The sequence below is a fragment of the Micromonospora sp. CNB394 genome (assembly GCF_000374985.1).
GTDB lineage: Bacteria > Actinomycetota > Actinomycetes > Mycobacteriales > Micromonosporaceae > Micromonospora > Micromonospora marina.
The window spans coordinates 16,326-40,813 of sequence record NZ_KB895838.1 but is presented as its reverse complement, the minus strand read 5'-3'; the positions used below and the strand labels follow the sequence as shown (position 1 = coordinate 40,813).

The 24,488-nt window shown below is 72.6% G+C and carries 26 protein-coding genes; 19 read left to right on the top strand and 7 right to left on the bottom strand.

Annotation, left to right across the window (positions count from 1 at the left end):
• Position 1: 1 nt before the first annotated feature.
• The 3 genes from C569_RS0116725 to C569_RS0116715 all read right to left on the bottom strand — a co-directional run bounded on the left by C569_RS0116725 (position 2) and on the right by C569_RS0116715 (position 1,914).
• Positions 2-871, bottom strand: coding sequence for a class F sortase (locus C569_RS0116725; RefSeq protein ID WP_018786922.1), 870 nt, complete (start codon positions 869-871; stop codon positions 2-4).
• A 14-nt stretch (positions 872-885) separates the two neighbouring features.
• Positions 886-1,395: a hypothetical protein gene (locus tag C569_RS30450; RefSeq protein WP_081635963.1), complete on the bottom strand. Its 510-nt coding sequence runs from the start codon at positions 1,393-1,395 to the stop codon at positions 886-888.
• Positions 1,396-1,473: 78 nt separating this feature from the next.
• Positions 1,474-1,914 (bottom strand): Lrp/AsnC family transcriptional regulator, encoded by a 441-nt coding sequence (locus tag C569_RS0116715; protein WP_018786920.1) that lies wholly within the window; start codon positions 1,912-1,914, stop codon positions 1,474-1,476.
• A 141-nt stretch (positions 1,915-2,055) separates the two neighbouring features.
• Between C569_RS0116715 and C569_RS0116710 the strand changes: the two genes are divergently transcribed.
• From C569_RS0116710 to C569_RS0116660, 11 genes are read left to right on the top strand one after another with little or no spacing between them, the layout of a single operon-like run.
• A complete protein-coding gene (locus C569_RS0116710; protein WP_026268249.1) occupies positions 2,056-2,940 on the top strand; it encodes a tryptophan 2,3-dioxygenase in 885 nt (294 codons plus the stop codon).
• A gap of 14 nt (positions 2,941-2,954) precedes the next feature.
• Positions 2,955-4,235, top strand: coding sequence for a kynureninase (gene kynU, locus C569_RS0116705; protein WP_018786918.1), 1,281 nt, complete (start codon positions 2,955-2,957; stop codon positions 4,233-4,235).
• Positions 4,232-5,560 (top strand): NAD(P)/FAD-dependent oxidoreductase, encoded by a 1,329-nt coding sequence (locus tag C569_RS0116700; protein ID WP_018786917.1) that lies wholly within the window; start codon positions 4,232-4,234, stop codon positions 5,558-5,560. Before kynU ends, C569_RS0116700 begins: the two co-directional genes overlap by 4 nt.
• A gap of 20 nt (positions 5,561-5,580) precedes the next feature.
• Positions 5,581-7,062 carry a 2-hydroxymuconic semialdehyde dehydrogenase gene (locus tag C569_RS0116695; RefSeq protein WP_026268248.1) on the top strand — a complete coding sequence of 494 codons (1,482 nt, stop codon included), beginning with the start codon at positions 5,581-5,583 and terminating at the stop codon, positions 7,060-7,062.
• 53 nt (positions 7,063-7,115) lie between these two features.
• Positions 7,116-7,910 (top strand): 2-keto-4-pentenoate hydratase, encoded by a 795-nt coding sequence (locus tag C569_RS0116690; RefSeq protein WP_018786915.1) that lies wholly within the window; start codon positions 7,116-7,118, stop codon positions 7,908-7,910.
• Complete coding sequence (locus tag C569_RS0116685) at positions 7,907-8,839, top strand: acetaldehyde dehydrogenase (acetylating) (protein WP_018786914.1); 933 nt, start codon at positions 7,907-7,909, stop codon at positions 8,837-8,839. Before C569_RS0116690 ends, C569_RS0116685 begins: the two co-directional genes overlap by 4 nt.
• Positions 8,836-9,891: a 4-hydroxy-2-oxovalerate aldolase gene (gene dmpG, locus C569_RS0116680; RefSeq protein ID WP_018786913.1), complete on the top strand. Its 1,056-nt coding sequence runs from the start codon at positions 8,836-8,838 to the stop codon at positions 9,889-9,891. The genes C569_RS0116685 and dmpG overlap by 4 nt, the downstream gene beginning before the upstream one ends.
• Positions 9,888-10,661, top strand: coding sequence for a 2-keto-4-pentenoate hydratase (locus C569_RS0116675; protein WP_018786912.1), 774 nt, complete (start codon positions 9,888-9,890; stop codon positions 10,659-10,661). The genes dmpG and C569_RS0116675 overlap by 4 nt, the downstream gene beginning before the upstream one ends.
• Positions 10,658-11,080 (top strand): RidA family protein, encoded by a 423-nt coding sequence (locus C569_RS0116670; protein ID WP_026268246.1) that lies wholly within the window; start codon positions 10,658-10,660, stop codon positions 11,078-11,080. The genes C569_RS0116675 and C569_RS0116670 overlap by 4 nt, the downstream gene beginning before the upstream one ends.
• Positions 11,077-11,601, top strand: a complete 525-nt coding sequence (locus C569_RS0116665; RefSeq protein WP_018786910.1) for a 3-hydroxyanthranilate 3,4-dioxygenase — start codon at positions 11,077-11,079, stop codon at positions 11,599-11,601. Before C569_RS0116670 ends, C569_RS0116665 begins: the two co-directional genes overlap by 4 nt.
• A 3-nt stretch (positions 11,602-11,604) precedes the next feature.
• Entirely contained in the window at positions 11,605-12,600 is a 996-nt protein-coding gene (locus tag C569_RS0116660; protein WP_018786909.1) for an amidohydrolase family protein, read from the top strand.
• A 45-nt stretch (positions 12,601-12,645) separates the two neighbouring features.
• Here the strand turns inward: C569_RS0116660 and C569_RS0116655 are convergent, their stop codons facing one another.
• The gene (locus C569_RS0116655) at positions 12,646-13,575 is read right to left on the bottom strand and encodes a dienelactone hydrolase family protein (protein WP_018786908.1); all 930 of its coding nucleotides are present in this window, start codon (positions 13,573-13,575) and stop codon (positions 12,646-12,648) included.
• A 216-nt stretch (positions 13,576-13,791) separates the two neighbouring features.
• On the opposite strand from C569_RS0116655, the gene C569_RS0116650 reads away from it, so the two are divergent.
• The 3 genes from C569_RS0116650 to C569_RS0116640 all read left to right on the top strand — a co-directional run bounded on the left by C569_RS0116650 (position 13,792) and on the right by C569_RS0116640 (position 16,021).
• The gene (locus C569_RS0116650; protein WP_026268245.1) at positions 13,792-15,261 is read left to right on the top strand and encodes an amidase; all 1,470 of its coding nucleotides are present in this window, start codon (positions 13,792-13,794) and stop codon (positions 15,259-15,261) included.
• Between the two features lie 75 nt (positions 15,262-15,336).
• Positions 15,337-15,621: a hypothetical protein gene (locus tag C569_RS0116645; RefSeq protein ID WP_026268244.1), complete on the top strand. Its 285-nt coding sequence runs from the start codon at positions 15,337-15,339 to the stop codon at positions 15,619-15,621.
• Positions 15,608-16,021 carry a DUF5130 family protein gene (locus tag C569_RS0116640; protein WP_026268243.1) on the top strand — a complete coding sequence of 138 codons (414 nt, stop codon included), beginning with the start codon at positions 15,608-15,610 and terminating at the stop codon, positions 16,019-16,021. Before C569_RS0116645 ends, C569_RS0116640 begins: the two co-directional genes overlap by 14 nt.
• 61 nt (positions 16,022-16,082) lie before the next feature.
• On the opposite strand, the gene C569_RS0116635 is transcribed toward C569_RS0116640, so the two are convergent.
• Entirely contained in the window at positions 16,083-16,646 is a 564-nt protein-coding gene (locus C569_RS0116635; protein ID WP_036346070.1) for a Uma2 family endonuclease, read from the bottom strand.
• An 85-nt stretch (positions 16,647-16,731) separates the two neighbouring features.
• A complete protein-coding gene (pepN, locus tag C569_RS0116630; RefSeq protein WP_018786903.1) occupies positions 16,732-19,278 on the bottom strand; it encodes an aminopeptidase N in 2,547 nt (848 codons plus the stop codon).
• 227 nt (positions 19,279-19,505) lie between these two features.
• On the opposite strand from pepN, the gene C569_RS0116625 reads away from it, so the two are divergent.
• The 5 genes from C569_RS0116625 to C569_RS0116605 all read left to right on the top strand — a co-directional run bounded on the left by C569_RS0116625 (position 19,506) and on the right by C569_RS0116605 (position 24,027).
• Positions 19,506-20,129 carry a DSBA oxidoreductase gene (locus C569_RS0116625; protein ID WP_018786902.1) on the top strand — a complete coding sequence of 208 codons (624 nt, stop codon included), beginning with the start codon at positions 19,506-19,508 and terminating at the stop codon, positions 20,127-20,129.
• Between the two features lie 200 nt (positions 20,130-20,329).
• Positions 20,330-20,641 carry a hypothetical protein gene (locus C569_RS0116620; protein WP_231394816.1) on the top strand — a complete coding sequence of 104 codons (312 nt, stop codon included), beginning with the start codon at positions 20,330-20,332 and terminating at the stop codon, positions 20,639-20,641.
• A 315-nt stretch (positions 20,642-20,956) separates the two neighbouring features.
• The gene (locus tag C569_RS0116615) at positions 20,957-22,195 is read left to right on the top strand and encodes an IS110 family transposase (RefSeq protein WP_026268242.1); all 1,239 of its coding nucleotides are present in this window, start codon (positions 20,957-20,959) and stop codon (positions 22,193-22,195) included.
• An 89-nt stretch (positions 22,196-22,284) separates the two neighbouring features.
• On the top strand, positions 22,285-23,484 hold the full coding sequence (locus tag C569_RS0116610; RefSeq protein ID WP_018786899.1) for a DUF1015 family protein: 1,200 nt from the start codon (positions 22,285-22,287) through the stop codon (positions 23,482-23,484).
• A gap of 72 nt (positions 23,485-23,556) precedes the next feature.
• On the top strand, positions 23,557-24,027 hold the full coding sequence (locus tag C569_RS0116605; RefSeq protein ID WP_018786898.1) for a ribose-5-phosphate isomerase: 471 nt from the start codon (positions 23,557-23,559) through the stop codon (positions 24,025-24,027).
• Positions 24,028-24,042: 15 nt separating this feature from the next.
• On the opposite strand, the gene C569_RS0116600 is transcribed toward C569_RS0116605, so the two are convergent.
• Positions 24,043-24,471 carry a hypothetical protein gene (locus C569_RS0116600; RefSeq protein WP_018786897.1) on the bottom strand — a complete coding sequence of 143 codons (429 nt, stop codon included), beginning with the start codon at positions 24,469-24,471 and terminating at the stop codon, positions 24,043-24,045.
• Between the last annotated feature and the right edge of the window lie 17 nt (positions 24,472-24,488).

Genomic DNA, 24,488 nt, shown 5'->3' with positions numbered 1-24,488 from the left:
CTCAGCGCGCCTTGACCAGCGAGGCGTAGACGACCAGGTTGTCCGCGTAGCCGGTCTCGCCGCCCACCCAGCGTCCGCCGCAGGTGATCAGCCGCAGGTTGGGGCGGCTGAAGTCGCCGTAGACGTCCTCCACCGGCAGTTTCTCCTTGCCGTACCGCTCGATCGACGTCACCTCGAACACCGCCACCGAGCGGTCCTCCCGGGTCACCTCGATCCGGTCGCCGTCGTCCAACTCCTTCAACCCGTGGAAGACGGCCGGACCGCTTGTGGTGTCGACGTGCCCGACGAGCACCGCGGGCCCGTACTGGCCGGGGGTCGGGCCCTGGTCGTACCAGCCGACCTCGCCGGCCCGCTCCACGTCCGGCGCCGCGATGCTGCCGTCGGGTGCGATGCCGACCCGGTGCACCGGCGCGCGCAGGTCGAGCTTGCCGATGCTCAGGCCGGTCGGTGGACTGGCCGGCAGCACCGGGAACTTCTTCGGCGGCGGGCGCAGTCCGGCGACGATCCGGTCCGGCAGCACGCTGACCCCGGTCACCCGTTCCACCCCGAGCATGGCCACGATCAGCGCCATCACGCTCGCCACCACGAGCACCGGGACACCGGGGCTGCGGCTCGGGGCGTACCGGCGGGTGGTGGTCCCGGCGGCGCGGACCCTGATCGGCCGGGACTGCGGATCGGTGGTGGCGACGCTGGCCGAGAACGCGTGCCCGGCGACGTGGGCGAACCGGCGCGCGGCCACGGCGGTCAGCCGCAGCGCGGCCCGGAGCCGTGCGGCGCGCTCCGGCGACCGGCGGCCGGGGCGTGCGGCGGCGCGGCGGGTGCGGTCCGCCGCCGGGCCGGTACGGTCCCGGCGGCGCGATGAGCGGGCCATTGCGGCACCCCTCGTCAGGCACGGCCGCCGGTCTTGCGGCGGGCGCTCACACCGGCCACCACTGCCACCGCGACCAGACCGCCGACGAGCAGCAGCGAACCGGTACCCCGGCTACCCGCGGTGCCACCACCGCCGGTCGCCGGCCCCTTGCTCGGCTGCGCCATGTTGAGCACGGTGAGCATGGTCGAGGCGGTGTTGCCGTTGGAGCAGTCCAGGTTCACCGGGTAGTCGCCCGGCTCCTTGTTGCCGGGCACGGTGACCGATCCGGTGAGGAAGCCGTTGTCCGGCCGCAGCACCACCCGCCCGAAGGCGTCCGAGGTGACCTGCGCCTGGCGGTTGTTGCTGGTGTCGCAACCGGCCCGCAGGTCGACCCGGGAACCGGCCTGGACGCTGTTCGGCGTCACCTCGATGAACACGTTCTCCCCGGCCCGGGCCGCCGACGCGGTGGTCAGGACGAACGCCGCCACCAGGCCGACCAGGCCCAACAGGGACGACAACGCACGATGTGACAGGAGCCCTCGCATGGTTCCCCCCTCCCGGCGCGACGGTGCGCCGGACCACTGACGGGCAGCGGCGCCTGCTTTCCCGGGGGGCGGGGGAAGCTAACGGGGCGCCTTGACCACGGGGTGCCAGGCCAGCGGGGTGGAGAGCACCATCGTGCTGGACGGCTGCCCGTACGGCGCGAGGCGGTCGATGACCTCCTCGAACTCGCCCATGTCGGCGGCGGCGACCTTGAGCATGCTGCACGCGTCCCCGGTGATCCGGTGGATCTCCATGATCTCCGGCCAGCCCGTGACCTCGGGGTCGTTGAGGATGCAGCGCGCGCCGTAGCAGGACATCCGGATCAGCGCGAGCACCGTGCGCCCGGCCCGGGTGAGGTCGACGTGGGCGTGGTAGCCGGTGATCACGCCTGATTCCTCCAGCCGCCGTACCCGCTCGGCGACGGCGGGCGGCGACAGGTGGACCCGGCGGGACAGCTCGCTGTACGACAGCCGGGCGTCGGCCTGGAGTTCGCGCAGCAGGGCCCAGTCCATGTCGTCCACGGGCTGACCTTCCTTCCGTAAAGGCGGCGACGCGAGATGGTTTCGGTTCGCGAAGTGAGACCACCATACCGCCGTTGAACAGGCATTCCATTCGGCCGCCCACAGCGGGATCATGACGTCTACCCCGCGCACGGACGGAGAATGACTGTGGAACAGACGACGGCGGTGCGCCCGGTAACCCCCCAGGAGCGGGCGGCTCGGGCGGCACGCAACGGCGGCGAGCCGACGCTGGAGTTCGCCGACCGCGTGCCGTACGACGCGTACGTACGGGCCAGCACGCTGCACCGGCTTCAGGAGCCGCTCAGCGACGACCCGGGCGAGATGTCCTTCCTGATGGTCAGCCAGATCATGGAGCTGTACTTCGGCCTGACCTGTCACGAGCTGCGGCACGCCAAGCGCGAACTGCGCGAGGACCGGATCTGGGAGGCGCTGGCCCCGCTGCGCCGCGCCGCCCTGCACCTGGAGGGCCTCAACGCCGCCTGGCACGGCCTGCGCTGGATGAGCCCGGCCGACTTCAACCGCTTCCGCGACCGGCTCGGCGAGGGCTCCGGCTTCCAGTCCGCCATGTACCGCCAGCTGGAGTTCCTGCTCGGCCTGCGGGACCGGGCGCTGATCCGCCCGTTCCGCAGGCAGACCGAGGTGTACGACGAGCTGACCGCCGCGCTCGCCATTCCGAGCCTCTGGGACGAGGTGGTGGCGCTGCTGGCCCGCAAGGGCTTCGACGTGCCGGCCGAGCTGCTGTCGCGGGACGTGAACGCCGAGCACGAGGCGCACCCGGCGGTCGAGGCGGCGTGGGTCCGGATCTACGGTGACAACGGCCCGGACAACCACCTGCGCCTGCTCGGCGACGCGCTCACCGAGATCGCCGAGGAGTTCGGCGACTGGCGCTGGAACCACGTCAAGGCCGTCCAGCGCACCATGGGCGCCAAGGTCGGCAGCGGTGGTTCCGCCGGACTGGCATGGTTGCAGCGCAGCATGGCCCGGGTGGTCTTCCCGGAGCTGTGGTCGGCCCGCACCGCGATGTGACGAGAGAGAACAGCATGCACACCCCCGAGACCGAAGCCCTCCGCCGCGACGCCGCGGACCCCGGCCACCGGCACCTGTTCCACATCCCACCCGCCGACGGCGGGCGCCACCCCGACACGGCGTACCTGGCCGGCAACTCGCTCGGCCTCCAGCCCCGGGCGACCCGGGACGAACTTCTCGCCGACCTGGACGCCTGGAGCCGCCTCGGCGTCGAGGGGCACCTGGAGTCGGAGCGGCCCTGGCTGCCCTACCACGAGCTGCTGACCGCTCCGGCCGCCCGTCTGGTCGGCGCGCTGCCCGCGGAGACAGTGGTGATGAACTCCCTCACCGTCAACCTGCACCTGCTGATGGTCAGCTTCTACCGGCCGGCCGGCGAGCGCACCCGCATCGTCATCGAGGACAGCGCGTTCCCCTCGGACAGCTACGCCGTGCGCAGCCAGGCCCGCTTCCACGGCCTGGACCCGGACACCACTGTCGTACGCCTCAGGCCGCGTCCCGGCTCCGACACGCTCGGCACCGAGGACGTCCTGGACTTCCTGGCCCGCGAGGGCCACACGGTGGCGCTGCTGATGCTCGGCGGCGTGAACTACCTGACCGGCGAGCTGATGGACATCCCCACCGTCACCGCCGCCGGCCGGGCCGCGGGCGCGGTGGTCGGCTGGGACCTCGCGCACGCCGCGGGCAACGTGCCGCTGGCGCTGCACGACTGGGACGTCGACTTCGCCGCCTGGTGCTCGTACAAGTACCTCAACTCCGGCCCCGGCGCGCTGGGCGGCGTCTTCGTCCACGAGCGGCACCTCGGCGACCCGTCGATCCCGCGTTTCGAGGGCTGGTGGAGCACCGAGGCGGCCACCCGGTTCGAGATGACGCCGGTGTCCCGGCCGCCGGCCACAGTGGAGGCGTGGCAGATCTCCAACCCGCCGATCTTCGCGATGGGCCCGGTGCGCACGTCGCTGGAGCTGTTCGACGCCGTCGGCATGCCGGCGTTGCGCGAGCGCAGCCTGCGGCTCACCGCCTGGCTGGAGCAACTGCTCGACGAGGTGACGCCCGGCCGCCCGCTGACAGTGGTCACCCCGCGCGACCCGGCCCGGCGCGGCTGTCAGCTCTCCCTGCGGATCGGGGTGGGCAGCGCGAACGAGCTGACCAAGCGGCTGCGGCACGAGCACGGCGTGATCGCCGACGCCCGGGAGCCGGACATCGTCCGGTTCGCGCCGGTGCCGCTGTACTCCACGTACCACGACTGCTGGCGGGTCGCCGAGGCCTTGGCGGCGACTGTCGAGAAGGAGGGGTCTTGACCGAGCGCGACGAGATCGCTGTCGTCGGCGCCGGGCTGGCCGGCTGCCTGCTGGCCTGCTACCTGGCCCGGCGCGGCTACCCGGTGGCCCTCTACGAGCGGCGGCCCGACCCGCGTACCGGCACCGTCGAGCGGGGCCGGTCGATAAACCTGGCGCTGTCCGAGCGTGGCCTGGACGCGCTGCGGCGCATCGGCCTGGAGGACGAGGTGAAGGCGGACGCGCTGCCGATGCGCGGTCGCATGATCCACCCGGTCGAGGGCGCGCCGGAGTTCCAGTCGTACAGCGGCTCCGGGGACCGGGCGATCAACTCGATCAGCCGGGGCGCGCTGAACAACGCGCTGCTCGACGCCGCCGCCGCGCTGCCGAACGTGCGCGTCGCGTTCGACCACCGGCTGGTCGGGCTCGACCCGCTCGGCGGCGGGATGACGTTCGAGACCCCGCAGGGCAAGGTCACCGCCGAGGCCTCGGTCGTCCTCGGCGCCGACGGCGCCGGCTCCGCGGTGCGCGGGCAACTGCTCGCGTACGGGGGCGTGACCGAGAGCCTGGACTTCCTCGACTACGGCTACAAGGAGCTGACCATCCCGCCGCTGGGCGGGGAGTTCGCGCTCGACCCGGGCGCGCTGCACATCTGGCCGCGCGGCACCTCGATGATGATCGCGCTGCCGAATCCGGACCGCTCCTTCACCTGCACGCTGTTCTGGCCCACCCACGGCACCCGCAGCTTCGCGTCGCTGAGCAGCCCGGCCGCGATCGAGCGGTTCTTCGCCACCCACTACCCGGACCTGGTTCCGCTCGCGCCGAACCTGGTCGACGACTACCAGCACAACCCGGTCGGCGTGCTCGGCACGGTGCGCTGCACGCCGTGGCAGGTGGCCGGGAAGGTCGGCCTGATCGGCGACGCCGCGCACGCCATCGTGCCGTTCTACGGCCAGGGCGCGAACTGCGCGTTCGAGGACGTCGTCGAGCTGGACCGCTGCCTCGACGAGTGCGACGACGAGTGGGCCGCCGCGCTGCCGCTGTTCCAGCACCGCCGCCAGGACAACGCCGAGGCGATCGCCCGGATGGCGCTGGCGAACTTCGTGGAGATGCGGGACAAGGTCGCCTCGCCAGTGTTCCGCACCCGCAAGCAGGTCGAGCACGCGTTGGAACGCGCGCTGCCCGGCCGCTACGTCTCCCAGTACGAGCTGGTCTCCTTCTCCACCACCCCGTACGCGCAGGTGCGCCGCCGGGTGCGCGCTCAGTACGCGGTGGTCGGCGCGGTCGCGGCCGGCGCGGTAGCGCTGCTGGCCGGTGGGGTCCGCGCGGCGCTGGGGAGGCGGCGATGACGCTCTGGGATCCCCGGCTGATGACCGGCCACGCGCCGCACGGCCCCGGCCTGCTGCGCAACTTCGTCGGCGGTGAGTTCGTCGACGCCGGCAGCCGGTTCACCAAGCGCAGCCCGGTCACCGGCGAGCCGGTGTTCGAGGTGGTCGAGGCGTCGCGGTCGACTGTGGACGACGCGGTAGCGGCGGCCCGGTCGGCGCTGCGCGGCCCGTGGGGCTTAATGGGGGAGCGGGACCGCGCCGAGGTGCTGCGCCGGGTCGCCGACGAGCTGGAGCGGCGCTTCGACGACCTGGTCGCCGCCGAGGTCGCGGACACCGGCAAGGCCATCTCGCAGGCCCGTACGCTCGACATCCCGCGCGGGGCGGCGAACTTCCGGGCCTTCGCCGAGATCGTGGCCACCGCGCCCACCGAGTCGTTCACCACAGTCACCCCGGCCGGGGGCCGGGCGCTGAACTACGCGGTCCGCAAGCCGGTCGGCGTGGTAGCCGTCATCGTGCCGTGGAACCTGCCGCTGCTGCTGCTCACCTGGAAGGTCGCCCCGGCCCTGGCCTGCGGCAACTCCGTGGTGGTCAAGCCCAGCGAGGAGACTCCCGCCTCGGCCACGCTGCTGGCCGAGGTGATGGCCGCGGCGGGCGTGCCCGACGGCGTGTTCAACCTGGTGCACGGCTTCGGCCCCGGATCGGCCGGTGAGCACCTGACCCGGCACCCGGGCGTGGACGCGATCACGTTCACCGGCGAGTCGGCGACCGGCAGCGCGATCATGCGCGCCGCCGCCGACGGCGTGAAGGCGGTCAGCTTCGAGTTGGGCGGCAAGAACGCCGGCCTGGTGTTCGCCGACGCCGACCTGGACGCGGCGGTGGCCGGTTCGGTGCGGTCCAGCTTCACCAACGGCGGTCAGGTGTGCCTGTGCACCGAGCGCATCTACGTGCAGCGGCCGGTGTTCGAGGAGTTCACCGCCCGGCTGGCCGAGCGTGCCGGCGAACTGGCGTACGGCTGGCCGGACGACGAGGCGACGGCGAACATGCCGCTGATCTCGCACGGCCACCGGGACAAGGTGCTCGGCCACTACGCCCTGGCCCGTACCGAGGGCGCCGAGGTCCGCGCCGGTGGCGGCGCGCCGCGCTTCGGCGACGCCCGCGACGGCGGAGCGTACGTGCAGCCGACGGTGCTCACCGGCCTGGGGGCGGACGCCCGCACCAACCAGGAGGAGATCTTCGGACCGGTGGTGCACGTCGCGCCGTTCGACGACGAGGACGAGGCGTACGCGCTCGCCAACGGCACCGCCTACGGCCTGGCGGCGACGGTGTGGACGCGGGACGTGGGCCGGGCGCACCGGGCCGGCGCCCGGCTCGACGCCGGCATCGTCTGGGTCAACACGTGGTTCCTGCGCGACCTGCGCACCCCGTTCGGCGGGGTGAAGGCGTCGGGTGTGGGCCGCGAGGGCGGCGTGCACTCGCTCGACTTCTACTCCGAGCTGACGAACGTCTGCGTGGACCTCTCGTGAACGGGCGTGGGCAGAATGGCCGGAATCCCCAGCGACGTAAGCGAGGAGCCGCCATGACCGTGGACATCGAGGCCGCCAACCGGGAACTCGCAGTGGCCCGGCAGGACGGGAAGCCCTGCCCGCCGCTGCGCGGCCGGCTGCTGCCCGAGGGCGACATCGAGGCCGCGTACCAGGTGCAGCAGGTCTACACCCGGCAGCGCCTGGGCAAGGGGCACCGCCGCGTCGGCGCGAAGATCGGCCTGACGTCGCGGACCGTCCAGGAGAGCTTCGGCGTCTTCCAGCCCGACTTCGGGGTGCTCTTCGACGACATGGCCGTCGGCGACGGCGTCGAGGTGCCGATCGACCGGTTGCTCCAGCCGCGGGTGGAGGCGGAGATCGCCTTCGTGCTCGGCGCGGACCTGCCGGACGAGCGGGTCACCACTGTCGACCTGATCCGGGCGGTGGACCACGTGCTGCCGGCCATCGAGATCGTCGACTCGCGGATCGCGGACTGGGACATCTCCATCGTGGACACGGTGGCGGACAACGCCTCCAGCGGGCTGTTCGTGCTCGGCACCGCGCCCCGGCGGCTCGCCGACGTGGACCTGCGGCTGTGCGGCATGGTGCTGGAGCACGCCGGTGAGCCGGTCTCGGTCGGCGCGGGCGCGGCCTGCCTCGGTAATCCGCTGCACGCGTTGCAGTGGCTGGCCGCGACCATGGCCCGGTCGGGCGACCCGCTCAAGGCCGGTGACGTGGTGCTCTCCGGCGCGCTCGGCCCGATGGTGCCGGTCACGCCCGGCGCCGCGTACGAGGCCCGCATCTCCGGGCTCGGCTCGGTGCGTACCTGCTTCTCCCGGGAGGACTCATGACGACGACGGGTGTGGCCGTGCTCGGGTCGGGCAACATCGGCACCGACCTGATGATCAAGGTGCTGCGGCTCGGCACCGAACTCCGGATGGTGGCGATGGCCGGCATCGATCCGGCCTCGGACGGTCTGGCCCGGGCCCGCCGGCTCGGCGTTACCACCACCGCCGAGGGCGTCGACGGGCTGGTCGCGCTGCCCGAGTTCGCCGATGTCCAGCTGGTCTTCGACGCCACCTCGGCCGGCGCGCACAAGCGTCACGACGAGGTGCTGCGGGCACACGGCCGTACCGTCGTCGACCTCACCCCGGCGGCGATCGGCCCGTACGTGGTGCCGCCGGTGAACCTCGACGAGCACCTGGGCGAGCCGAACGTCAACATGGTGACCTGCGGCGGGCAGGCCACCGTGCCGATCGTGCACGCGGTCGGCCGGGTCACACCGGTCGCGTACGGGGAGATCGTCGCCTCGATCGCGTCGAAGTCGGCCGGTCCGGGCACCCGGGCCAACATCGACGAGTTCACCGAGACCACCGCCCGCGCCATCGAGGTGGTCGGCGGCGCCGAGCGCGGCAAGGCCATCATCGTGCTGAACCCGGCCGACCCGCCGCTGCTGATGCGCGACACGGTCTACTGCCTGTGCCCGGACGCCGACGCCGACCGGGGCGCGATCGCCGCCTCGGTGGCCGACATGGTGGCCGCCGTGCAGGAGTACGTGCCCGGCTACCGGCTCAAGCAGGACGTGCAGTTCGACCGGGTGGACTCGTACGCGCCGGTGCTGGGCCGGCACTTCACCGGTCTCCAGGTGTCGGTGTTCCTGGAGGTCTCCGGCGCCGGGCACTACCTGCCCGCGTACGCCGGAAACCTGGACATCATGACGTCGGCCGCGCTGCGCACCGCGGAGCGGCTGGTGGCGCTTCGGGAGATGAGTGCGCGATGACCGACCTCTACATCCAGGACGTGACGCTGCGTGACGGCATGCACGCCGTCGCCCACCGCTACACGGTCGACCAGGTGCGTACCATCGCCGCCGCGCTCGACGCGGCCGGTGTGGCGGCGGTCGAGGTGGCGCACGGCGACGGGCTGGCCGGTTCCAGCGTCAACTACGGTCACGGCGCCGCCGCCGACGCGGACTGGATCGCCGCCGCCGCCGAGGTGCTGACCACCGCGCGGCTGACGACGCTGCTGCTGCCGGGCATCGGCACCATCGCCGACCTGAAGGCGGCGAAGGCGCTCGGCGTGACCAGCGTCCGGATCGCCACGCACTGCACCGAGGCGGACATCTCCGCCCAGCACATCGCCTGGGCCCGGGAGAACGACATGGACGTCTCCGGGTTCCTGATGATGTCGCACCTCAACGATCCGGCCGGGCTGGCCGCGCAGGCCAAGCTGATGGAGTCGTACGGCGCGCACTGCGTCTACGTCACCGACTCCGGCGGGCGGCTGCTGATGTCGGACGTGGCGCAGCGCGTCGACGCGTACCGGCAGGTGCTGGAACCCGAGACGCAGATCGGCATCCACGCGCACCACAACCTGTCGCTGGGTGTGGCGAACAGCGTGCTCGCGGTCGAGCACGGCCGGATCCTCGGCGACGGCCCGCTCGGCTCGCCGTCCGGGCGGACCGTCCGGGTGGACGCGTCGCTGGCCGGCATGGGCGCCGGCGCGGGCAATGCGCCGCTGGAGGTCTTCGCCGCGGTCGCCGAGTTGCACGGCTGGAAGCACGGCTGCGACGTGTTCGCGCTGATGGACGCCGCCGACGACCTGGTCCGCCCGTTGCAGGACCGGCCGGTCCAGGTCGACCGGGAGACGCTCTCCCTGGGGTACGCGGGCGTCTACTCCAGCTTCCTGCGCCACGCCGAGCGGGCCTCGGCCAAGTACGGCGTCGACGTCCGCTCGATCCTGGTCGAGCTGGGCCGTCGCCGGATGGTCGGCGGCCAGGAGGACATGATCGTGGACGTGGCACTGGACCTGGCGAGTAAGGAGAACCCATGATCGGGCCGGACATCGCGGGCATCGCGGAGAAGCTGGGCGTGGCGGCCGACGACGCCACCGCGATCCCGCAGCTCGCCGCCGAAACCGGCCTCGACGTCGACGCCGCGTACGCGGTGCAGACCGCGCTGGTCAAGCGCCGCCTCGACCGGGGTGAGCGGCTGGTCGGCCTCAAGATGGGGCTCACCAGCAAGGCCAAGATGGCGCAGGTCGGCGTGGACGAGGTGATCTGGGGCCGGCTGACCGACGTGATGCGGGTACCCGACGGCGGGGTCGTCGACGTCGGCGACTTCATCCATCCCCGGGTCGAGCCGGAGGTGGCGTTCCTGCTGGACCGGCTGCCCGACCCGGGCGAACCGGTCGGCTCGTTCACCCGGGCGGTACGCGCGGTCGCCCCGGCGATCGAACTGATCGACTCCCGGTACGCGAACTTCACCTTCTCGCTGCCGGACGTGATCGCCGACAACACCTCGGCCGCCGCGTTCGTGGTCGGGCCGTGGTCGCCGGTGCCGGACGGGCTGGACAACCTCGGCGTGCTGCTGGAGATCGACGGGCGGGTGGCGCAGGTCGGCTCGACCGCCGCCATCCTCGGCGACCCGCGCCGTGCGCTGGACGAGGGGCTGCGGCTGGCGGGCCGGCACGGCGTCCGGCTGCGCAAGGGCTGGGTGTTCCTGGCCGGCGCGGCGACCGCAGCGGTGCCGCTGCGCCCCGGCGCCCACGTCCGCGCCACGGTGGAGAAGCTGGGTTCCGCCTCCCTGAAGGCCCTCTCATGACGGCTCGGGTGGTGACCGGGAAGGCCGTGCCGCGGGGCGCGTTCCCGCACGTCAAGGTGGCCGGCGGGTTCGTCTTCGTCTCCGGTACGTCGTCGCGCCGGCCGGACAACACGTTCGCCGGGGTGTCGGTGGACGAGTTCGGCACCACCGACCTGGACATCCGGGAGCAGACCCGGGCGGTGGTCGAGAACATCCGCGACCTGCTGCGCTCGGTCGGCGCCGACCTGGGCGACCTGGTGCAGGTCACCAGTTACCTGGTCAACATGAACGACTTCGGCGGCTACAACGAGGTGTGGGCGGAGTTTTTCGACGCCACCGGGCCGACCCGGACCACAGTGGCCGTGCACCAGCTTCCGCACCCGCATCTGCTGATCGAGATGCAGGCCGTCGCCCTACTTCCGTCGGGAGGTTCCCCGTGAGTGAGATCGCCGAGCCGTTCAGCTTCTCCGGCTGGATCGGCGAGAACCAGCACCTGCTCAAGCCTCCGGTGGGCAACAAGGAGATGCTGCCCGGCAGCGACGACTTCATCGTCATGGTGGTGGGCGGCCCGAATCAGCGCACGGACTTCCACGTCGACCCGTACGAGGAGTTCTTCTACCAGGTCAAGGGCAACATGCACATCAACCTGATGCTACCCGAGGGTCCGCGTACGGTGCACGTGCGCGAGGGTCAGATGTGGATGCTGCCGCGCAACACCCCGCACTCGCCGCAGCGGCCCGAGGCCGGCTCGGTCGGCATGGTGATCGAGCGGGTCCGCGAGGAGGGCACGCTGGAGAAGTTCCAGTGGTACTGCGGCGAGTGCCACCACAAGGTGCACGAGGTGGAGTTGCAGGTCCGCGACATCGCCGCCGACCTGCCCCCGGTCTTCGCCGCGTTCTACGCCGACGAGAAGGCCCGTATCTGCGACAACTGCGGCGCGCTGCACCCGGGCAAGGGCTGACGCGTGCCGGTGGTGGACGTGCACACGCACGTCGTACCGAAGGGGTGGCCGGACCTCGCCGCGGCGTGCGGCGGGTCCGGCTGGCCCTGGCTGCGGGTGGACTCCGAGCGCGCCGCCATGATCATGGTGGGGGAGACGGAGTTCCGCCCGATCGGGGCGCGGTGCTGGGACGCGCCGGCGCGGCTGGCCGACATGGACGCCGACGGCGTGGACGTGCAGGTCGTCTCGCCCACCCCGGTGTTCTTCAGCTACGACCGGCCGGCCGGCCAGGCGGTCAAGGTGGCCCGGATCTTCAACGACCTCGCGCTGGAGGTCACCGCTGCGGGCGGCGGCCGGCTGGTGCCGTTCTGCCAGGTGCCGTTGCAGGATCCGGACGCGGCCTGCGCCGAGCTGGACCGCTGCCTGTCGGCCGGGCACGCCGGCGTGGAGATCGGCAACCACGTCGGTGACCGGGACCTGGACGACGAGGGCGTCGTGCAGTTCCTGACGCACTGCGCCGAGGTCGGCGCGCCGGTGTTCGTGCATCCGTGGGACATGCCCGGCGGCCCCCGGCTGGACCGGTGGATGGCCCGCTGGCTGACCGGGATGCCGGCCGAGACCCACCTGTCGGTGCTCGCGCTGATCCTCGGCGGGGTGTTCGACCGGGTGCCGGACACGCTGCGGATCTGCTTCGCGCACGGCGGCGGCAGCTTCCCGTTCTGGCTGGGCCGCGCCGACAACGCCTGGCACCGCCGCGGCGACCTGGTACGCGGCGCGTCCAGCGCGCCGCCCAGCTCCTACGTCGACCGGTTCCACGTCGACTCGGTGGTCTTCGAGCCGGCGGCGCTGCGGCTGCTGGTGGACACCATGGGCGCCGAGCGGGTGCTGCTCGGCAGCGACTACCCGTACCCGCTGGGGGAGCGGCCGGTCGGCCAGGTGGTGCACCGGGCGGACTTCCTCACCGACGTACAGCGGGACGCGCTGCTCGGCGGCAACGCGCTGCGGTTCCTCGGCCGCTGACGGACTCCGGGTGCGGCTGCCGACGGCAGCCGCACCCGGATCGGTTCAGGAGTGCGGGCAGGTGTCCCGGTACTCCTCGATCGCGGTGCCCCGGGGCGCCGGGCAGAGGAACTGCTCGTAGCGGGTGTCGTCGTCGACGAACCGCTTGAGCCAGGAGATGCTGTATTTCGCGACCGTCACGTTCGGCGCGGTCGGCGCCGAGTGGCCGGCCGCGTTCAACTCCAGGTACGCCTTGTCGAGCGTGGCCGGCAGGCTGGTGTAGAACGGCTCCGAGTGCGACGACACCGGCGCCACCGAGTCGTTCTCGGCGCCGATGACGAGCGTCGGCACGCGGACCGACGACCAGTTCTTCGTGGTGTGCCAGCCGGTCAGCGGGATCGCCGCCTGGAGCGCGGGCCGGGTGTTCGCCGCCGACAGGCTGCCGCCGCCGCCCATCGAGTGCCCCATCACGGCGAGGCGGTTGCGGTCGATCCGGGTACGTACCGCGCTGGTGTTGGTCAGGTAGTCCAGGGCGGCCAGGAGCTGGGTGCCGCGGCTGGCCGGCTGGTCGTAGACGGAGAGGGTGTCGATGGTGACGACCACGAAGCCCTGCGAGGCCAGCCGGGGCCCGAGCCAGGAGACTGCCGACTGGCGGGCGGTGAAGCCGGGGGCGACGGCGACCGCGCCGAACGTGCCCTCGGCGGTGCTGGTCGGGTAGTAGATCGTGCCGCCGCGGAAGCCGCTGACGCTTGACGCGGGGACGGTGGTCTGGGCGATCGCGAACGGGCCGCGGGTGGCCTCGATGGAGGCGGTGGTGGGCGCGGGACCACGTTCGTAGGGGTTCGCGGCCAGCGCCGCCGACCCGCCGTCGCCGGCCCCGGCCGGGGTCACCGGCAGGGCGGCGAGGCCGGCGGCGGTCAGGGCGAGGGCGAGCAGGGGACGCAGGACGCGCGGAAGCCGGGGCGGGCGGGCCGGTGTGCCGGGTGCGTGGTGCACGGCGGGCTCCTCGGGGTGGTGGGGGCTGCCTCAAATCGACTTGCATCGATCTGCTCATCCTGCGCGCCCCGCCCGCCCGGCGGACCATCCCGAACCGGTCGTGCCACCCGGATATGGACCGGCTGCCGCCGGCCGGGGCACTCGGACACGGACCCCGGCCTCCCTCGCGGACGTGTCGCCCGGCCTCCCGGCCGCCGGACCGGCAGGATGGACGGCATGGCCGAGCCGCACGACCTGACCGCGCTGGAACAGGCCGCCGCCATCCGCCGGGGCGAGTTGTCCAGCCTGGAACTGGTCGAGCACCACCTGCGCCGGGTCGACGCGCTCGGCGACACCGTCGGCGCGTTCGTCACCGTCACCGCCGACCGGGCCCGAAGCGCCGCCCGAGCCGCCGACGCACTCGCCGCGGAGGAACGCGGTCCGCTGCACGGGGTGCCGACCGCGATCAAGGACCTCACGCTCACCGCCGGCGTCCGCACCACCTTCGGCTCCGCCGCCTTCGCCGACTTCGTCCCGCCGGTGGACGCCGACGTGGTCCGCCTCCTGGCCGACGCCGGCCTGGTCAGCCTCGGCAAGACCACCACCTCCGAACTCGGCTGCTCGCTCTACTCCGAAGGGCTGGTGGCGCCGCCGGCCCGGAACCCGTGGAACCTCGCGTACACCGCCGGCGGGTCCAGCGGCGGCGCGGCGGCAGCGGTCGCCGCCGGACTCGTGCCGGTCGCGCAGGGCTCCGACGGCGGCGGCTCACTGCGCATCCCGGCCGCACTCTGCGGCCTGGTCGGCTACAAACCGAGCCGGGGCATGGTCTCCGGCGGGCCGCTCGGCTTCGGCGGCTTCGGGCTACCGGTGAACGGGCCGATCGGCCGTACCGTCGCCGACGTGGCCGCGCTGCTCGACGTACTCGCCCGCCCGGTGCCCGGCGAGCCGTACCTGCCGCCGGCCGCACCCGCCGGCGGGTACCTCGGCGTCACCCGCACCGCCCGCGTCACCGGCCCCGGCCGGCTGCGCGTCGGCCGCTTCACCACGCCGATGCTCGCCGACGAACCGGTCCACCCCGACTGCGTCGCCGCCGTCGACCGGGCCGCCGCGCTGCTCACCGACGCCGGCCACGAGGTGGTCGACGTCCCCGCGCCGCTCGGCCCCGAGGCGTGGCCGCTGTTCGAGACCGTCTGGTACGCGCTGGCGGTCACCCCGGTCCCGGCCGGGCGGGACGGCGACCTGCTGCCGCTGACCCGGTTCCTGCGCGAGCGCGGCGAGGCGCTCGGCGCGGCCCGGCTGACGGCCGCGCTCGGCGAACTCCAGGCGCAGGTACGCCGTGGCGTACGCCGTACCGCCGGTTGTGACCTGCTGCTCTGCCCGACGCTCGCGAGCCCGCAGGCGCCGGTGGGCGCGTTCGCCGCCCTCGAACCGGCCGAGGACTTCGACGGGCAGCGGCGCTTCTCGCCGTACTGCGCGGTCTTCAACGTCACGGGCGACCCGTCCGTTTCGTTGCCGGTCGGAGGGACCGCCGACGGGCTTCCGGTCGGAGTGCTGCTCACCGGCCGGTACGGCGACGACGCGACACTGCTCGCCACTGCCGCGCAACTGGAGCACGCCAGTGACGGATGGGATCAGCACCCCGCAATCTGGCGGGCCGCCGACTCCGCTAACGTGAACATCACAGAGGTGGGGCGCGACCGGTCCTGACCGGCCCACCCGACCCGCACCATTCCTGGTCTCTCTTTCCGCCTGGGGGCGTTGGGATTGTCTGTTACCGAGACGTTGGTGGTCTTCGTCGGCATCCCGGCCGCCGCGGTGCTGCTGATCGCCGCCCTGGCGGCCGTCGGCAGCCGCGGCAACGGTGGCGGCGCCAAGCGCTACCGGCCGGGCCGGCCCTTCGACTTCACTCCGGTCTGGTTCCTGGGCCGCCCGGAGCAACTGGCCGACTCGGCCGGCACGGCGCTGGCCGCCGGGGCACAGGCGCCGGCGTTGACCAGCCGCAAGCAGGAGCAGGCCGGCCGGGAGGCGCCGGCCGGTGGAACCGGAGGCGCAAGTGACCGTTGGTGAAGCGCGGCCCACGACGGGGACGGGCACCCCGCCCGACGTGCTGGACGGACCGTTCTCGACCCGCCAGCTGCTCCGCATCGACGAGGCGCTGCGCCTCGCCGACCAGGGCACCGGTCTGGTCTTCTCGGTCTACGTCGGCGGCCTCGACGAGCCGGTCCGGGAACACGCCGAGCGGCTGCACCGCCAGCTCGCCGAGCCGGACCGCTCGGTGCTGATCGCGGTGTCGCCCAACCAGCGGCAGCTGGAGATCGTCACCGGCAAGTACGCGCGCAAGCGCATCCCGGACACCTACGCCAAGCTGGCCGCGCTCTCCATGGTGGCCTCCTTCGGCGGCGGCGACCTGGCCGGCGGCATCATCCAGGGCCTCGACCAGCTCGCCAGCCACGCCGGCAAGGGCTGATCCGCCCGCACACACGACGAAGCCCGGTCCGCGCTCACGCGGGCCGGGCTTTCTCGTCGTCTCAGCGGGGCCAGGCGGAGGGATCCAGGCGCATCGGCCACGGCTCGTCGAGCTGGACGGGGTCATCCGGCCCGACCGTGCCGAGCGATTCGTAGTGCACGCCCTTGGTCAGCTGGTATCGGTGGACCACCGGCCCGAATTCGCCCCGCTCCACCCGCCAGTAGTGCGGGATGCCGGCCTCGGCGTAGACGGATGGCTTGGTGAAGCGGTCGTGCCGCCGGCTGCTCGGCGACTCCACCTCCACCACCAGCGCCACGTCCGCCGCGTGCAGCCACAGGCCGTCGCGGGGGGCGTCCGGCTTGACCACGCTGATGTCTGGAATGAGATTACTGCCAGGTGCGCGTAGGCCGGCTTCCCGGATGACCCGCCACCCGGGAGGCGCGGCGAGGCGGAGGGCCATGCGCAGATCGTCCGCCAGCTCCTGGTGAGCGAACCCCGGAGGTGGAGTCACATGCAGGCTCCCGTCGATGATTTCGTAGCGGTTGCCGTCCTCGGGCAGGTCGTACAGGTCCTGCTCTCGCCAGTCGCGCTCGGGTGGCCGCCACTCGTAGACCGGCTGTGCCATCACGTCCACCTCCTCCGCACACGATAACGGCCGAGGGCCGGCGCGGGCTGCCACCCGCGCCGGCCCTCGGCCGCCGTACCCCTGTTCAGGCGCTGCGCGCGTCCCGCTGCCGGGCCTTCAGCGCACGGACCACGCCGTCGCGGCCCTCGGCCACCAGCCGCCGCAGCGACGCCGGCCGGCCGTCCCGGGCCAGCCACGCGTCGGTGGCCGCGACGGTGTCCTCCTCGACCAGGTACGCCGGGTAGGCGAGCTGCACGAACTCCTGCGCCGGCTCGCTGTCGCGCTGCGCCCACACCTGGTCCACCGTGGCGAAGTACCGCTCCCGGTAGGGCGCGGTCAGCTCGACCTGCGCCGCGTGGGTGAAGCCCTGCAACAGCGCCCGGTTACGCCAGTTGGGCAGCGCGTCCGGGCCGGTGAGCAGCGCCCACACCGCGGCCTTGTTCTCGACGGTCGGCACGAGCGCGTGCGCGTACGCGGCCTCCCGCTCGCCGCTGGCGGTACGGTCGCCGGCCAGCTCCGCGTCCACCTCGTCGGCACCCGCAGCGCCGTTGGCGACCAGCGACTGGAGCACCGTCCAGCGCAGCTCCGTGTCGACGGTCAGCCCCTCCGGCACCCCGTTGCCGTCCAGCCAGCCGCGCAGCGTGGCCAGGTCCTCGCCGGAGCGGGCCGACGAGGCGTACGCCCGGGCCCAGGCGAGCTGGAAGCCGCTGCCCGGCTCGGCCGCCGCGAGCGCCGTCCGCGCGGTACGGGACAGGTCGGCCCAGCCGGTCGGCGCCCACGCCGGGTCGGCGTAGAAGGTGAGCGCCGTCTTCGCCTGCCGCAGCGTCGCCGTGACCAGGTTGATGTCGGTCTCGGCGGTCAGCCCGGCCAGCACCAGCGCCACGTAGTCGCGGGCCGACAGCTCGGCGTCGCGGGTCATGTCCCAGGCGGCGGTCCAGCACAGCGCCCGCGCCAGCGACGAGTCGAAGCCGGCGATGTGCTGCACCACAGTGGCCATCGACCGCCCGTCGAGCCGCAGCTTGGCGTATGTGAGGTCCTCGTCGTTGAGCAGCAGCACGTCGGCGGCCTGCCTGCCGTGCAGCTCGGACAGCTCGGTCAGCTCGCCGGTCACGTCCGTCTCGATCAGCTCGCGGCGCACCAGCCGGCCGTCGCTGAGGTCGTACAGGCCGACGCCGATGCGGTGGGTACGCAGCGTCGGGTAGGCCGACGGCGCCTCCTGCCGGACCACCACCCGCTCGTACGTGCCGTCGGCGCCGATGGTCACCTCCGGGCGCAACGTGTTGACCTGCGCGGTCTCCAGCCACTGGGCGGCGAACTTGCGCAGCTCCCGGCCGGAGGCCGTCTCCAGCTCGGACAGCAGGTCGTCGAAGGTGGCGTTGCCCCAGGCGTACTTGCCGAAGTAGGCGCGCAGGCCGGCCAGGAACGGCTCCTCGCCCACGTACGCGACGAGCTGCTTGAGCACGCTCGCGCCCTTGGCGTACGTGATGCCGTCGAAGTTGACCTCGACGGCCTCCAGGTCCGGCATCTCGCAGTAGACCGGGTGGGTGGAGGAGAGCTGGTCCTGCCGGTAACCCCAGTTCTTGCGGATCGACAGGAACGTGGTCCAGGCGTCGGTGAAGCGGGTGGCGTGCGTGTTGCACCAGTGGCTGGCCCACTCGGCGAACGACTCGTTGAGCCACAGGTCGTTCCACCAGCGCATGGTGACGAGGTCACCGAACCACATGTGCGCCAGCTCGTGCAGGATCGTGTTGGCGCGCTGCTCGTACTCGAAGTCGGTGACCTGCGAGCGGAAGATGTAGTGCGACTCGGCGTGCGTGACGCAGCCGAAGTTCTCCATCGCGCCGGCGTTGAAGTCCGGCACCCAGAGCTGGTCGTACTTGGGCAGCGGGTAGCGCACGCCGAACTTCTCGTGGAAGAAGTCGAAGCCCTGCGTGGTGATCAGGTGCAGGTCGTCGGCGTCCATGTGCGGGGCCATGCTGGCCCGGCAGAAGTAGCCCATGTCGATGCCGTCGTGGGTGTGGCGCACCTCGTGGTACGGCCCGGCGCAGAGCGCGGTGATGTAGGTGCTCATCCGCTCCGAGACGGTGAAGTGCACGGTCTTCAGGCCCTCACCGGTGGCCTCCTCGCGGGCCACCGGCATGTTCGACACGACCCGCCAGTGGTCGGGGACGGTGGCGTGCCAGGTGTAGACGCTCTTCAGGTCGGGCTGGTCGAAGCAGGCGTAGACCTTCTGCGCGTCGGCGGTCTCGAACTGGCTGTAGAGGTAGGTCTCACCGTCCACCGGGTCGACGGTCCGGTGCAGGCCCTGGCCGCTGTTGGAGTAGCCGAAGTCCGCGTCGACCACCAGCACGTTCTCGGCGGCCAGGCCGCTGAGCGTCAGTCCCTTCTCGGCGGACCAGCCGGACAGGTCCACCGGCTCGCCGTTGAGCGTGGCCGACCGCACCGATTCGGCGGCTGTCTCGATGAACGTGGTCGCCCCCGGCTCGGCGCAGCGGAACCGGACCTCGGTCACCGAGCGGAACGTGCGACCGGTGGGCTGCACCGCGGTCGACAGGTCAAGGCTGATGTCGTACCCGGTCACCTCGAGCAGGCGGGCCCGCTCGGTCGCCTCGACCTGGGTCAGGTTTCGCACTCCCGGCACTGTTCGTCTCCATCCCACTCGTCTCGCCGCGCCCCACGGCGCCGGTTCTGCCCGGCCGCTCGTGACGGGCCGTCGAGAACCGAGTCTTCCATGCACCGACCGCTCCCGGTGGTCGAGGTCACGCTCTCATTCCGGTACCGGGCGCCGGGGTACGGGGTGAGGATCGGAGGTGACCGCGCCGGGTCCCCGGCGCGACGATGTCGTGAAGGGAAAACACCGTGACCGAACGTGTCACCGCGGACATGTGGTTCGACCCGCTGTGCCCGTGGGCGTGGATCACCTCCCGTTGGCTGCTGGAGGTCGAGCAGGTCCGGGACGTCGACATCCGGTTCCACGTGATGAGCCTGTCCGTACTCAACGAAGGCCGGGAACTGCCGGAGGACTACCGGGACCTGATGCGCGACGGCTGGGGCCCGGTGCGGGTGTGCATCGCCGTCGAGCAGGCGCACGGCACCGAGGCGCTGGCGAAGCTCTACACCGCGATGGGCACCCGGATCCACCTCGGCAAGGAGGGCCTGGGCCGGGACATGCTGGTGGGCGCGCTGACCGAGGTGGGCCTGGACCCGGCGCTCGCCGACGCGGCCGAGTCCACCCAGTACGACGAGGCGTTGCGGGCCAGCCACGAGGCGGGCATGCGCCCGGTCGGCACCGACGTGGGCACCCCGGTGGTCCACGCGCCGGGTCCGGACGGCCGGCAGGTCGCCTTCTTCGGCCCGGTGATCACCCCGGCACCGAAGGGCGAGGCGGCCGGCCGCCTCTGGGACGGCGTGCTGCTCGTCGCCGGCACCCCCGGCTTCTACGAGCTGAAGCGCACCCGCGAGCAGGATCCCATCTTCGACTGAGGGGTAAGGAAGGGCCCCTTCTTAACGCCTCCGGTAGAGGAAGGGCCCCTTCTTAACACCCGAGCCCTCGCGGCGGCGAGCCCCGCACCGCCCGTCACCGGGCCGGTGCGGGGCTCGTTTCACCGGGTGTCCCAGCCGACGGCCCGCGGGGTCGCAGCACGGCAGCTCCTGGAGGCGTTCCCATGGCCAAGCACCGCCGCATGTCCGACGACGCGCCGCAGCAGGCGACCGAGGACTCCGGTGCGACGTACTGGTCGGTGATCGAGAGCGACTGGCCGGCCGGTCCGGCTGAGGTGGCCGACCTGCTTGCCCCGCCGATCGTGGTTGGCGTGGCCCGGGTGGTGGCTACCTCGCGGATGACGCCGCCGGGCGAGTCCGGCCGGCCGGGCCGCGGACCGTCGCGGCCCGGCTCCGCCGTCGGTACGACGACGGTACGCCTCAACGCCGGGCCCCGCCCTGCTCCGCCGGCGCGCCGCCCGGCTCCGGGCCGGCACCGCAACTCCACCGCCTGAGCCGCCCGCCCCCCGGTGTTAAGAAGGGGCCCTTCCTCTACCGGAGGCGTTAACAAGGGGCCCTTCCTAATGGGTTCTGGGAGTGAGCTATCCGGCAGACTCCTGGTGGGTAGGTAGCCGCCAGTTGGTGAGCACTGGCCGTTCCTGGACGTTGAGTCCTGGTGAAAGATCGTGCCCTGGCTGGTCGGTGTGGAGAGTTGATCGCTGATGGGATGTCGTGCCCGCCCGGTTGCGGCGTGAGCACTGCTTCATTAGGTCGCTGATGGTTCTCCTCCTGGCTACCGAAGGTGATCGGCTCGATAGGCGGGAGACGTGTTGCTGTTCGTGGGAGATGACTGGGCGGAGGACCACCACGACGTTGAGGTGATGGACGCCTCCGGCCGCCGGCTGGCCAAGGCCCGGCTGCCCGAGGGCGTCGCGGGTATCACGCGGCTGCACGCGATGATCGGCCAGTGCCTCGGTGACGACGTCGACGTCGACGTCGACGATGTCGCCGCCCGGGTGAAGATCGGCATCGAGACTGATCGGGGGCCGTGGGTGCAGGCGTTGGTCGCCGCCGGGTACACGGTGCACGCGGTCAACCCGTTGCAGGCGGCCCGCTATCGGCAACGCCTCGCGCTGTCCGGGGCCAAGAGCGACGCCGCGGACGCGCACATGCTGGCCGACATGGTGCGAACCGACTCGCACCAGCTGCGGCCGATCGCCGGCGACTCGGCCGAGGCCGAAGCGGTCAAGGTCGTCACCCGGATGCACAAGACGCTGATCTGGGAACGCACCCGCGCCGTTCAGCGGCTGCGGCACGCGCTGCGGGAGTACTTCCCCGCCGCTCTCGCAGCGTTCGAGGACCTCGACGCCGCCGACACCCTGGAACTGCTCGCGAAGGCCCCGGACCCGGCCGCCGCCGCCAGGCTGAGCATCAGCCAGATCAGCGCGGCTCTCAAACGGGCCCGCCGCCGTAACACCGCGGCCAAGGCCACGGCGATCCAGGCCGTGCTGCGTGCCGAGCACCTCGGCCAGTCCACCGTGGTCACCGCCGCCTACGCCGCGTCGGTCCGCGCCCTGGTCGCGCTGCTCGTCACCCTCAACGAGCAGGTCAAGGCCCTGCAAGGGCAGGTGGAGGCCCATTTTGGCCGGCACCCGGACGCTGAGATCATCCTGTCCCAGCCCGGACTGGGTGCCGTCCTCGGCGCCCGGGTGCTCGCCGAGTTCGGCGACGACCACAACCGCTACACCTCGGCCAAGGCCCGCAAGAACTACGCCGCGACCAGCCCGATCACCCGCGCATCCGGGAAGAAGAAGACCGTCGCCGCCCGGTTCGTGCACAACGACCGGCTCATCGACGCGCTCATGACCCAGGCGTTCACCGCGCTGACCGCCTCGCCCGGCGCCCGCGCCTACTACGACCGGCAACGCGCCCGCGGCGCCACCTACAACGCCGCCCTGCGGCAACTCGCCAACCGGCTCGTCGGCATCCTACACGGATGCCTCAAAACCGGCACCCGCTACGACGAGGCGACCGCCTGGTCCCACCACCTCAACAAGGCTGCTGCTTGACATTCAAGCCCCTGGGATGTCTTTCATCTGGTGGTAAGCGGGTGAGTCCGGCGGCGGCGCGGATCGGGGCCCGGGTAGCGTCAGCGGGCATGACGGTCGTGCATCCGATCACCCGGGCCTGGATCACCACTGGCGGCACCGGCGCGCAGAACTACGACGAGTTCGCCGACGACGCGGAGATCACCTCCATCGTCGAGGCGAATCCGCACAGCGCACTGGGCATCGAGATGCCCCACCGGGCGCCCGGCAGCCTCGGGAAGTCCTTCCTCGACGCACTGCCCGACGCGGTGGCGCGCCTGGCCGAGGCGAAGGCGGACGGCAGCTACACGCCGGCCGAGCAGGTGGTGGTGCTCTACCGGATCAGCGCGCCGGGCGAGGAGAGCGCGTACGGGCTGTGGGCCATGGTCGACACCGACCAGATCTCCACCCGCGCCGACGAGCCGGGCCTGGTGATCCGTAACGAGGACGTGTTCATCGCCAAGGTACGCGAGCGCGTCGCCCTGGCCGAGGCGCTCGGTCACCTGCTCTCGCCCGTACTCCTGCTCCAGACCGGCAAGGGCGACGAGCTGCACGCCGCGCTCGCTGCGGCGACCGACGCGGCCGGCGCGCCCGCCGCGACCGACGTCGACCAGTCGGGCCGGACGCACGCGATCTGGCTGCTGGGCCCGGGAGCGGCGCAGGACGGGCTGACCGCACTCGCAGGCGGCGGGGAGCTGGTGGTCGCGGACGGCAACCACCGCAGCCTGGCCGCGCAGACCGGCGGGTTCCCGCGCTTCCTCGCGGTGGTCACCACACCCGCGTCGGTCGCCATCCAGCCCTACAACCGGCTGGTCAGCGAGCTGACCACCACGCCGGAGGAGCTGCTCGACCGGCTGCGGGCGGCGGGTGCGGAGATCACCCCGGTGGACGGGCCGGTCGACGTCCCGGCCACCGGCGGCGTCGTGCACCTCCACCTCGGCGGCCGGGGGTACGCGGTGACGCTGCCGCACGTGGGCGCCGGCCGGCTGGAGAACCTCGACCACGCGCTCGTCGAACGCCTGCTGCTGCGGGACGCGCTGGGCCTCGACCCGGGCGACAAGCGGATCACGTACGTGGGCGGCGACTATCCGGCGAGCTGGCTCGTCGGTGAGGTCGACGCCGGCCGGGCCGAGCTGGCGGTGCTCGTCGCGCCGGTGACGGTCGACGACTTCGTCGCGGTGAACCTGGCCCGGGAGAAGATGCCGCGCAAGAGCACGTGGTTCACCCCGAAGGCGCGGGCCGGGCTGGTGGTGGCCGAGCTGCCGCACTGACCGTGTGACGAATCCGCCTCGCAGCCGCCGCCCGCGCGCCGGCTGCGGGGCGGGCCTGTCAGACTGCGCGGTATGCGCGTCTACCTGGGATCCGACCACGCCGGTTTCGAGTTGAAGGTGCACCTCGCCAACCACCTGGCCAAGCAGGGCTACGAGGTGGTCGACGTGGGGCCGCACGCCTTCGACCCGGACGACGACTACCCCGCGTTCTGCCTGCACACCGGTGACCGGGTGGTCGGTGACCCGGGCAGCCTCGGCGTGGTGATCGGCGGCTCCGGCAACGGCGAGCAGATCGCCTCGAACAAGGTGGCGGGGGTCCGGGCGGCGCTGGCCTGGAACGTCGACACCGCCCAGCTCGCCCGCGAGCACAACGACGCCAACATCGTCGCGATCGGCGCCCGGCAGCACACGCTGGACGAGGCGACGGCGCTCGTCGAGGCGTTCCTCACCACGCCGTTCTCCGGCAACCCGCGGCACAGCCGGCGCATCGAGCAGGTGGCGGCCTACGAGCAGAGCCGCAAGCTGCCCGAGCTGCCCGCCTGACGGGACGCCGGGGGGTCACCGCCCGTTGCGGGGCAGTTCCTCGCGCGGCACCCAGTTGCGGCGGATGAGCACCACCCGCTGTTCGGCCTCGGCGAGATCGTCCTCGCTGGGCCGGGCGGCGTCGCGTGCCCGCAGCGCGGCCGTCACGCTCACCTGCGACGAGCCGGAGCCGACGAGTCCGCGCAGCCCGCGTTCGCCTTCCTCGGCGGGCGCGGTGGCGCGGCGTCCCCGGGGCTCCGGCTCGCCGGGACGGCCACCGCGCGCGGACCGGGGTGCCACGTCGTCGTGTACGGGGGCGGTGCTGGCAGCGGTCCCGCCGGTGCCGGTGTTGTCGGCACCCGCCGGGGTGCTGGCCTCACCGTGATGCCGTACGTCGGCACCCGCCGGGGTGCTGGCCTCACCGTGGTGCCGCAGTCGCCGTCGCCGTCGCTCCGCCTCACCCATCCCCCGACCGTACCGTC

What these genes read in the sequence shown, in the direction of transcription:
- C569_RS0116725 (WP_018786922.1), bottom strand. Translation starts at nt 871, where the DNA reads ATGGCCCGCTCATCGCGCCGCCGGGACCGTACCGGCCCGGCGGCGGAC.
- C569_RS30450 (WP_081635963.1), bottom strand. Translation starts at nt 1,395, where the DNA reads ATGCGAGGGCTCCTGTCACATCGTGCGTTGTCGTCCCTGTTGGGCCTG.
- C569_RS0116710 (WP_026268249.1), top strand. Translation starts at nt 2,056, where the DNA reads ATGACTGTGGAACAGACGACGGCGGTGCGCCCGGTAACCCCCCAGGAG.
- kynU (WP_018786918.1), top strand. Translation starts at nt 2,955, where the DNA reads ATGCACACCCCCGAGACCGAAGCCCTCCGCCGCGACGCCGCGGACCCC.
- C569_RS0116695 (WP_026268248.1), top strand. Translation starts at nt 5,581, where the DNA reads ATGACCGGCCACGCGCCGCACGGCCCCGGCCTGCTGCGCAACTTCGTC.
- C569_RS0116690 (WP_018786915.1), top strand. Translation starts at nt 7,116, where the DNA reads ATGACCGTGGACATCGAGGCCGCCAACCGGGAACTCGCAGTGGCCCGG.
- C569_RS0116685 (WP_018786914.1), top strand. Translation starts at nt 7,907, where the DNA reads ATGACGACGACGGGTGTGGCCGTGCTCGGGTCGGGCAACATCGGCACC.
- dmpG (WP_018786913.1), top strand. Translation starts at nt 8,836, where the DNA reads ATGACCGACCTCTACATCCAGGACGTGACGCTGCGTGACGGCATGCAC.
- C569_RS0116675 (WP_018786912.1), top strand. Translation starts at nt 9,888, where the DNA reads ATGATCGGGCCGGACATCGCGGGCATCGCGGAGAAGCTGGGCGTGGCG.
- C569_RS0116670 (WP_026268246.1), top strand. Translation starts at nt 10,658, where the DNA reads ATGACGGCTCGGGTGGTGACCGGGAAGGCCGTGCCGCGGGGCGCGTTC.
- C569_RS0116650 (WP_026268245.1), top strand. Translation starts at nt 13,792, where the DNA reads ATGGCCGAGCCGCACGACCTGACCGCGCTGGAACAGGCCGCCGCCATC.
- C569_RS0116635 (WP_036346070.1), bottom strand. Translation starts at nt 16,646, where the DNA reads ATGGCACAGCCGGTCTACGAGTGGCGGCCACCCGAGCGCGACTGGCGA.
- C569_RS0116620 (WP_231394816.1), top strand. Translation starts at nt 20,330, where the DNA reads ATGTCCGACGACGCGCCGCAGCAGGCGACCGAGGACTCCGGTGCGACG.
- C569_RS0116610 (WP_018786899.1), top strand. Translation starts at nt 22,285, where the DNA reads ATGACGGTCGTGCATCCGATCACCCGGGCCTGGATCACCACTGGCGGC.
- C569_RS0116605 (WP_018786898.1), top strand. Translation starts at nt 23,557, where the DNA reads ATGCGCGTCTACCTGGGATCCGACCACGCCGGTTTCGAGTTGAAGGTG.
- C569_RS0116600 (WP_018786897.1), bottom strand. Translation starts at nt 24,471, where the DNA reads ATGGGTGAGGCGGAGCGACGGCGACGGCGACTGCGGCACCACGGTGAG.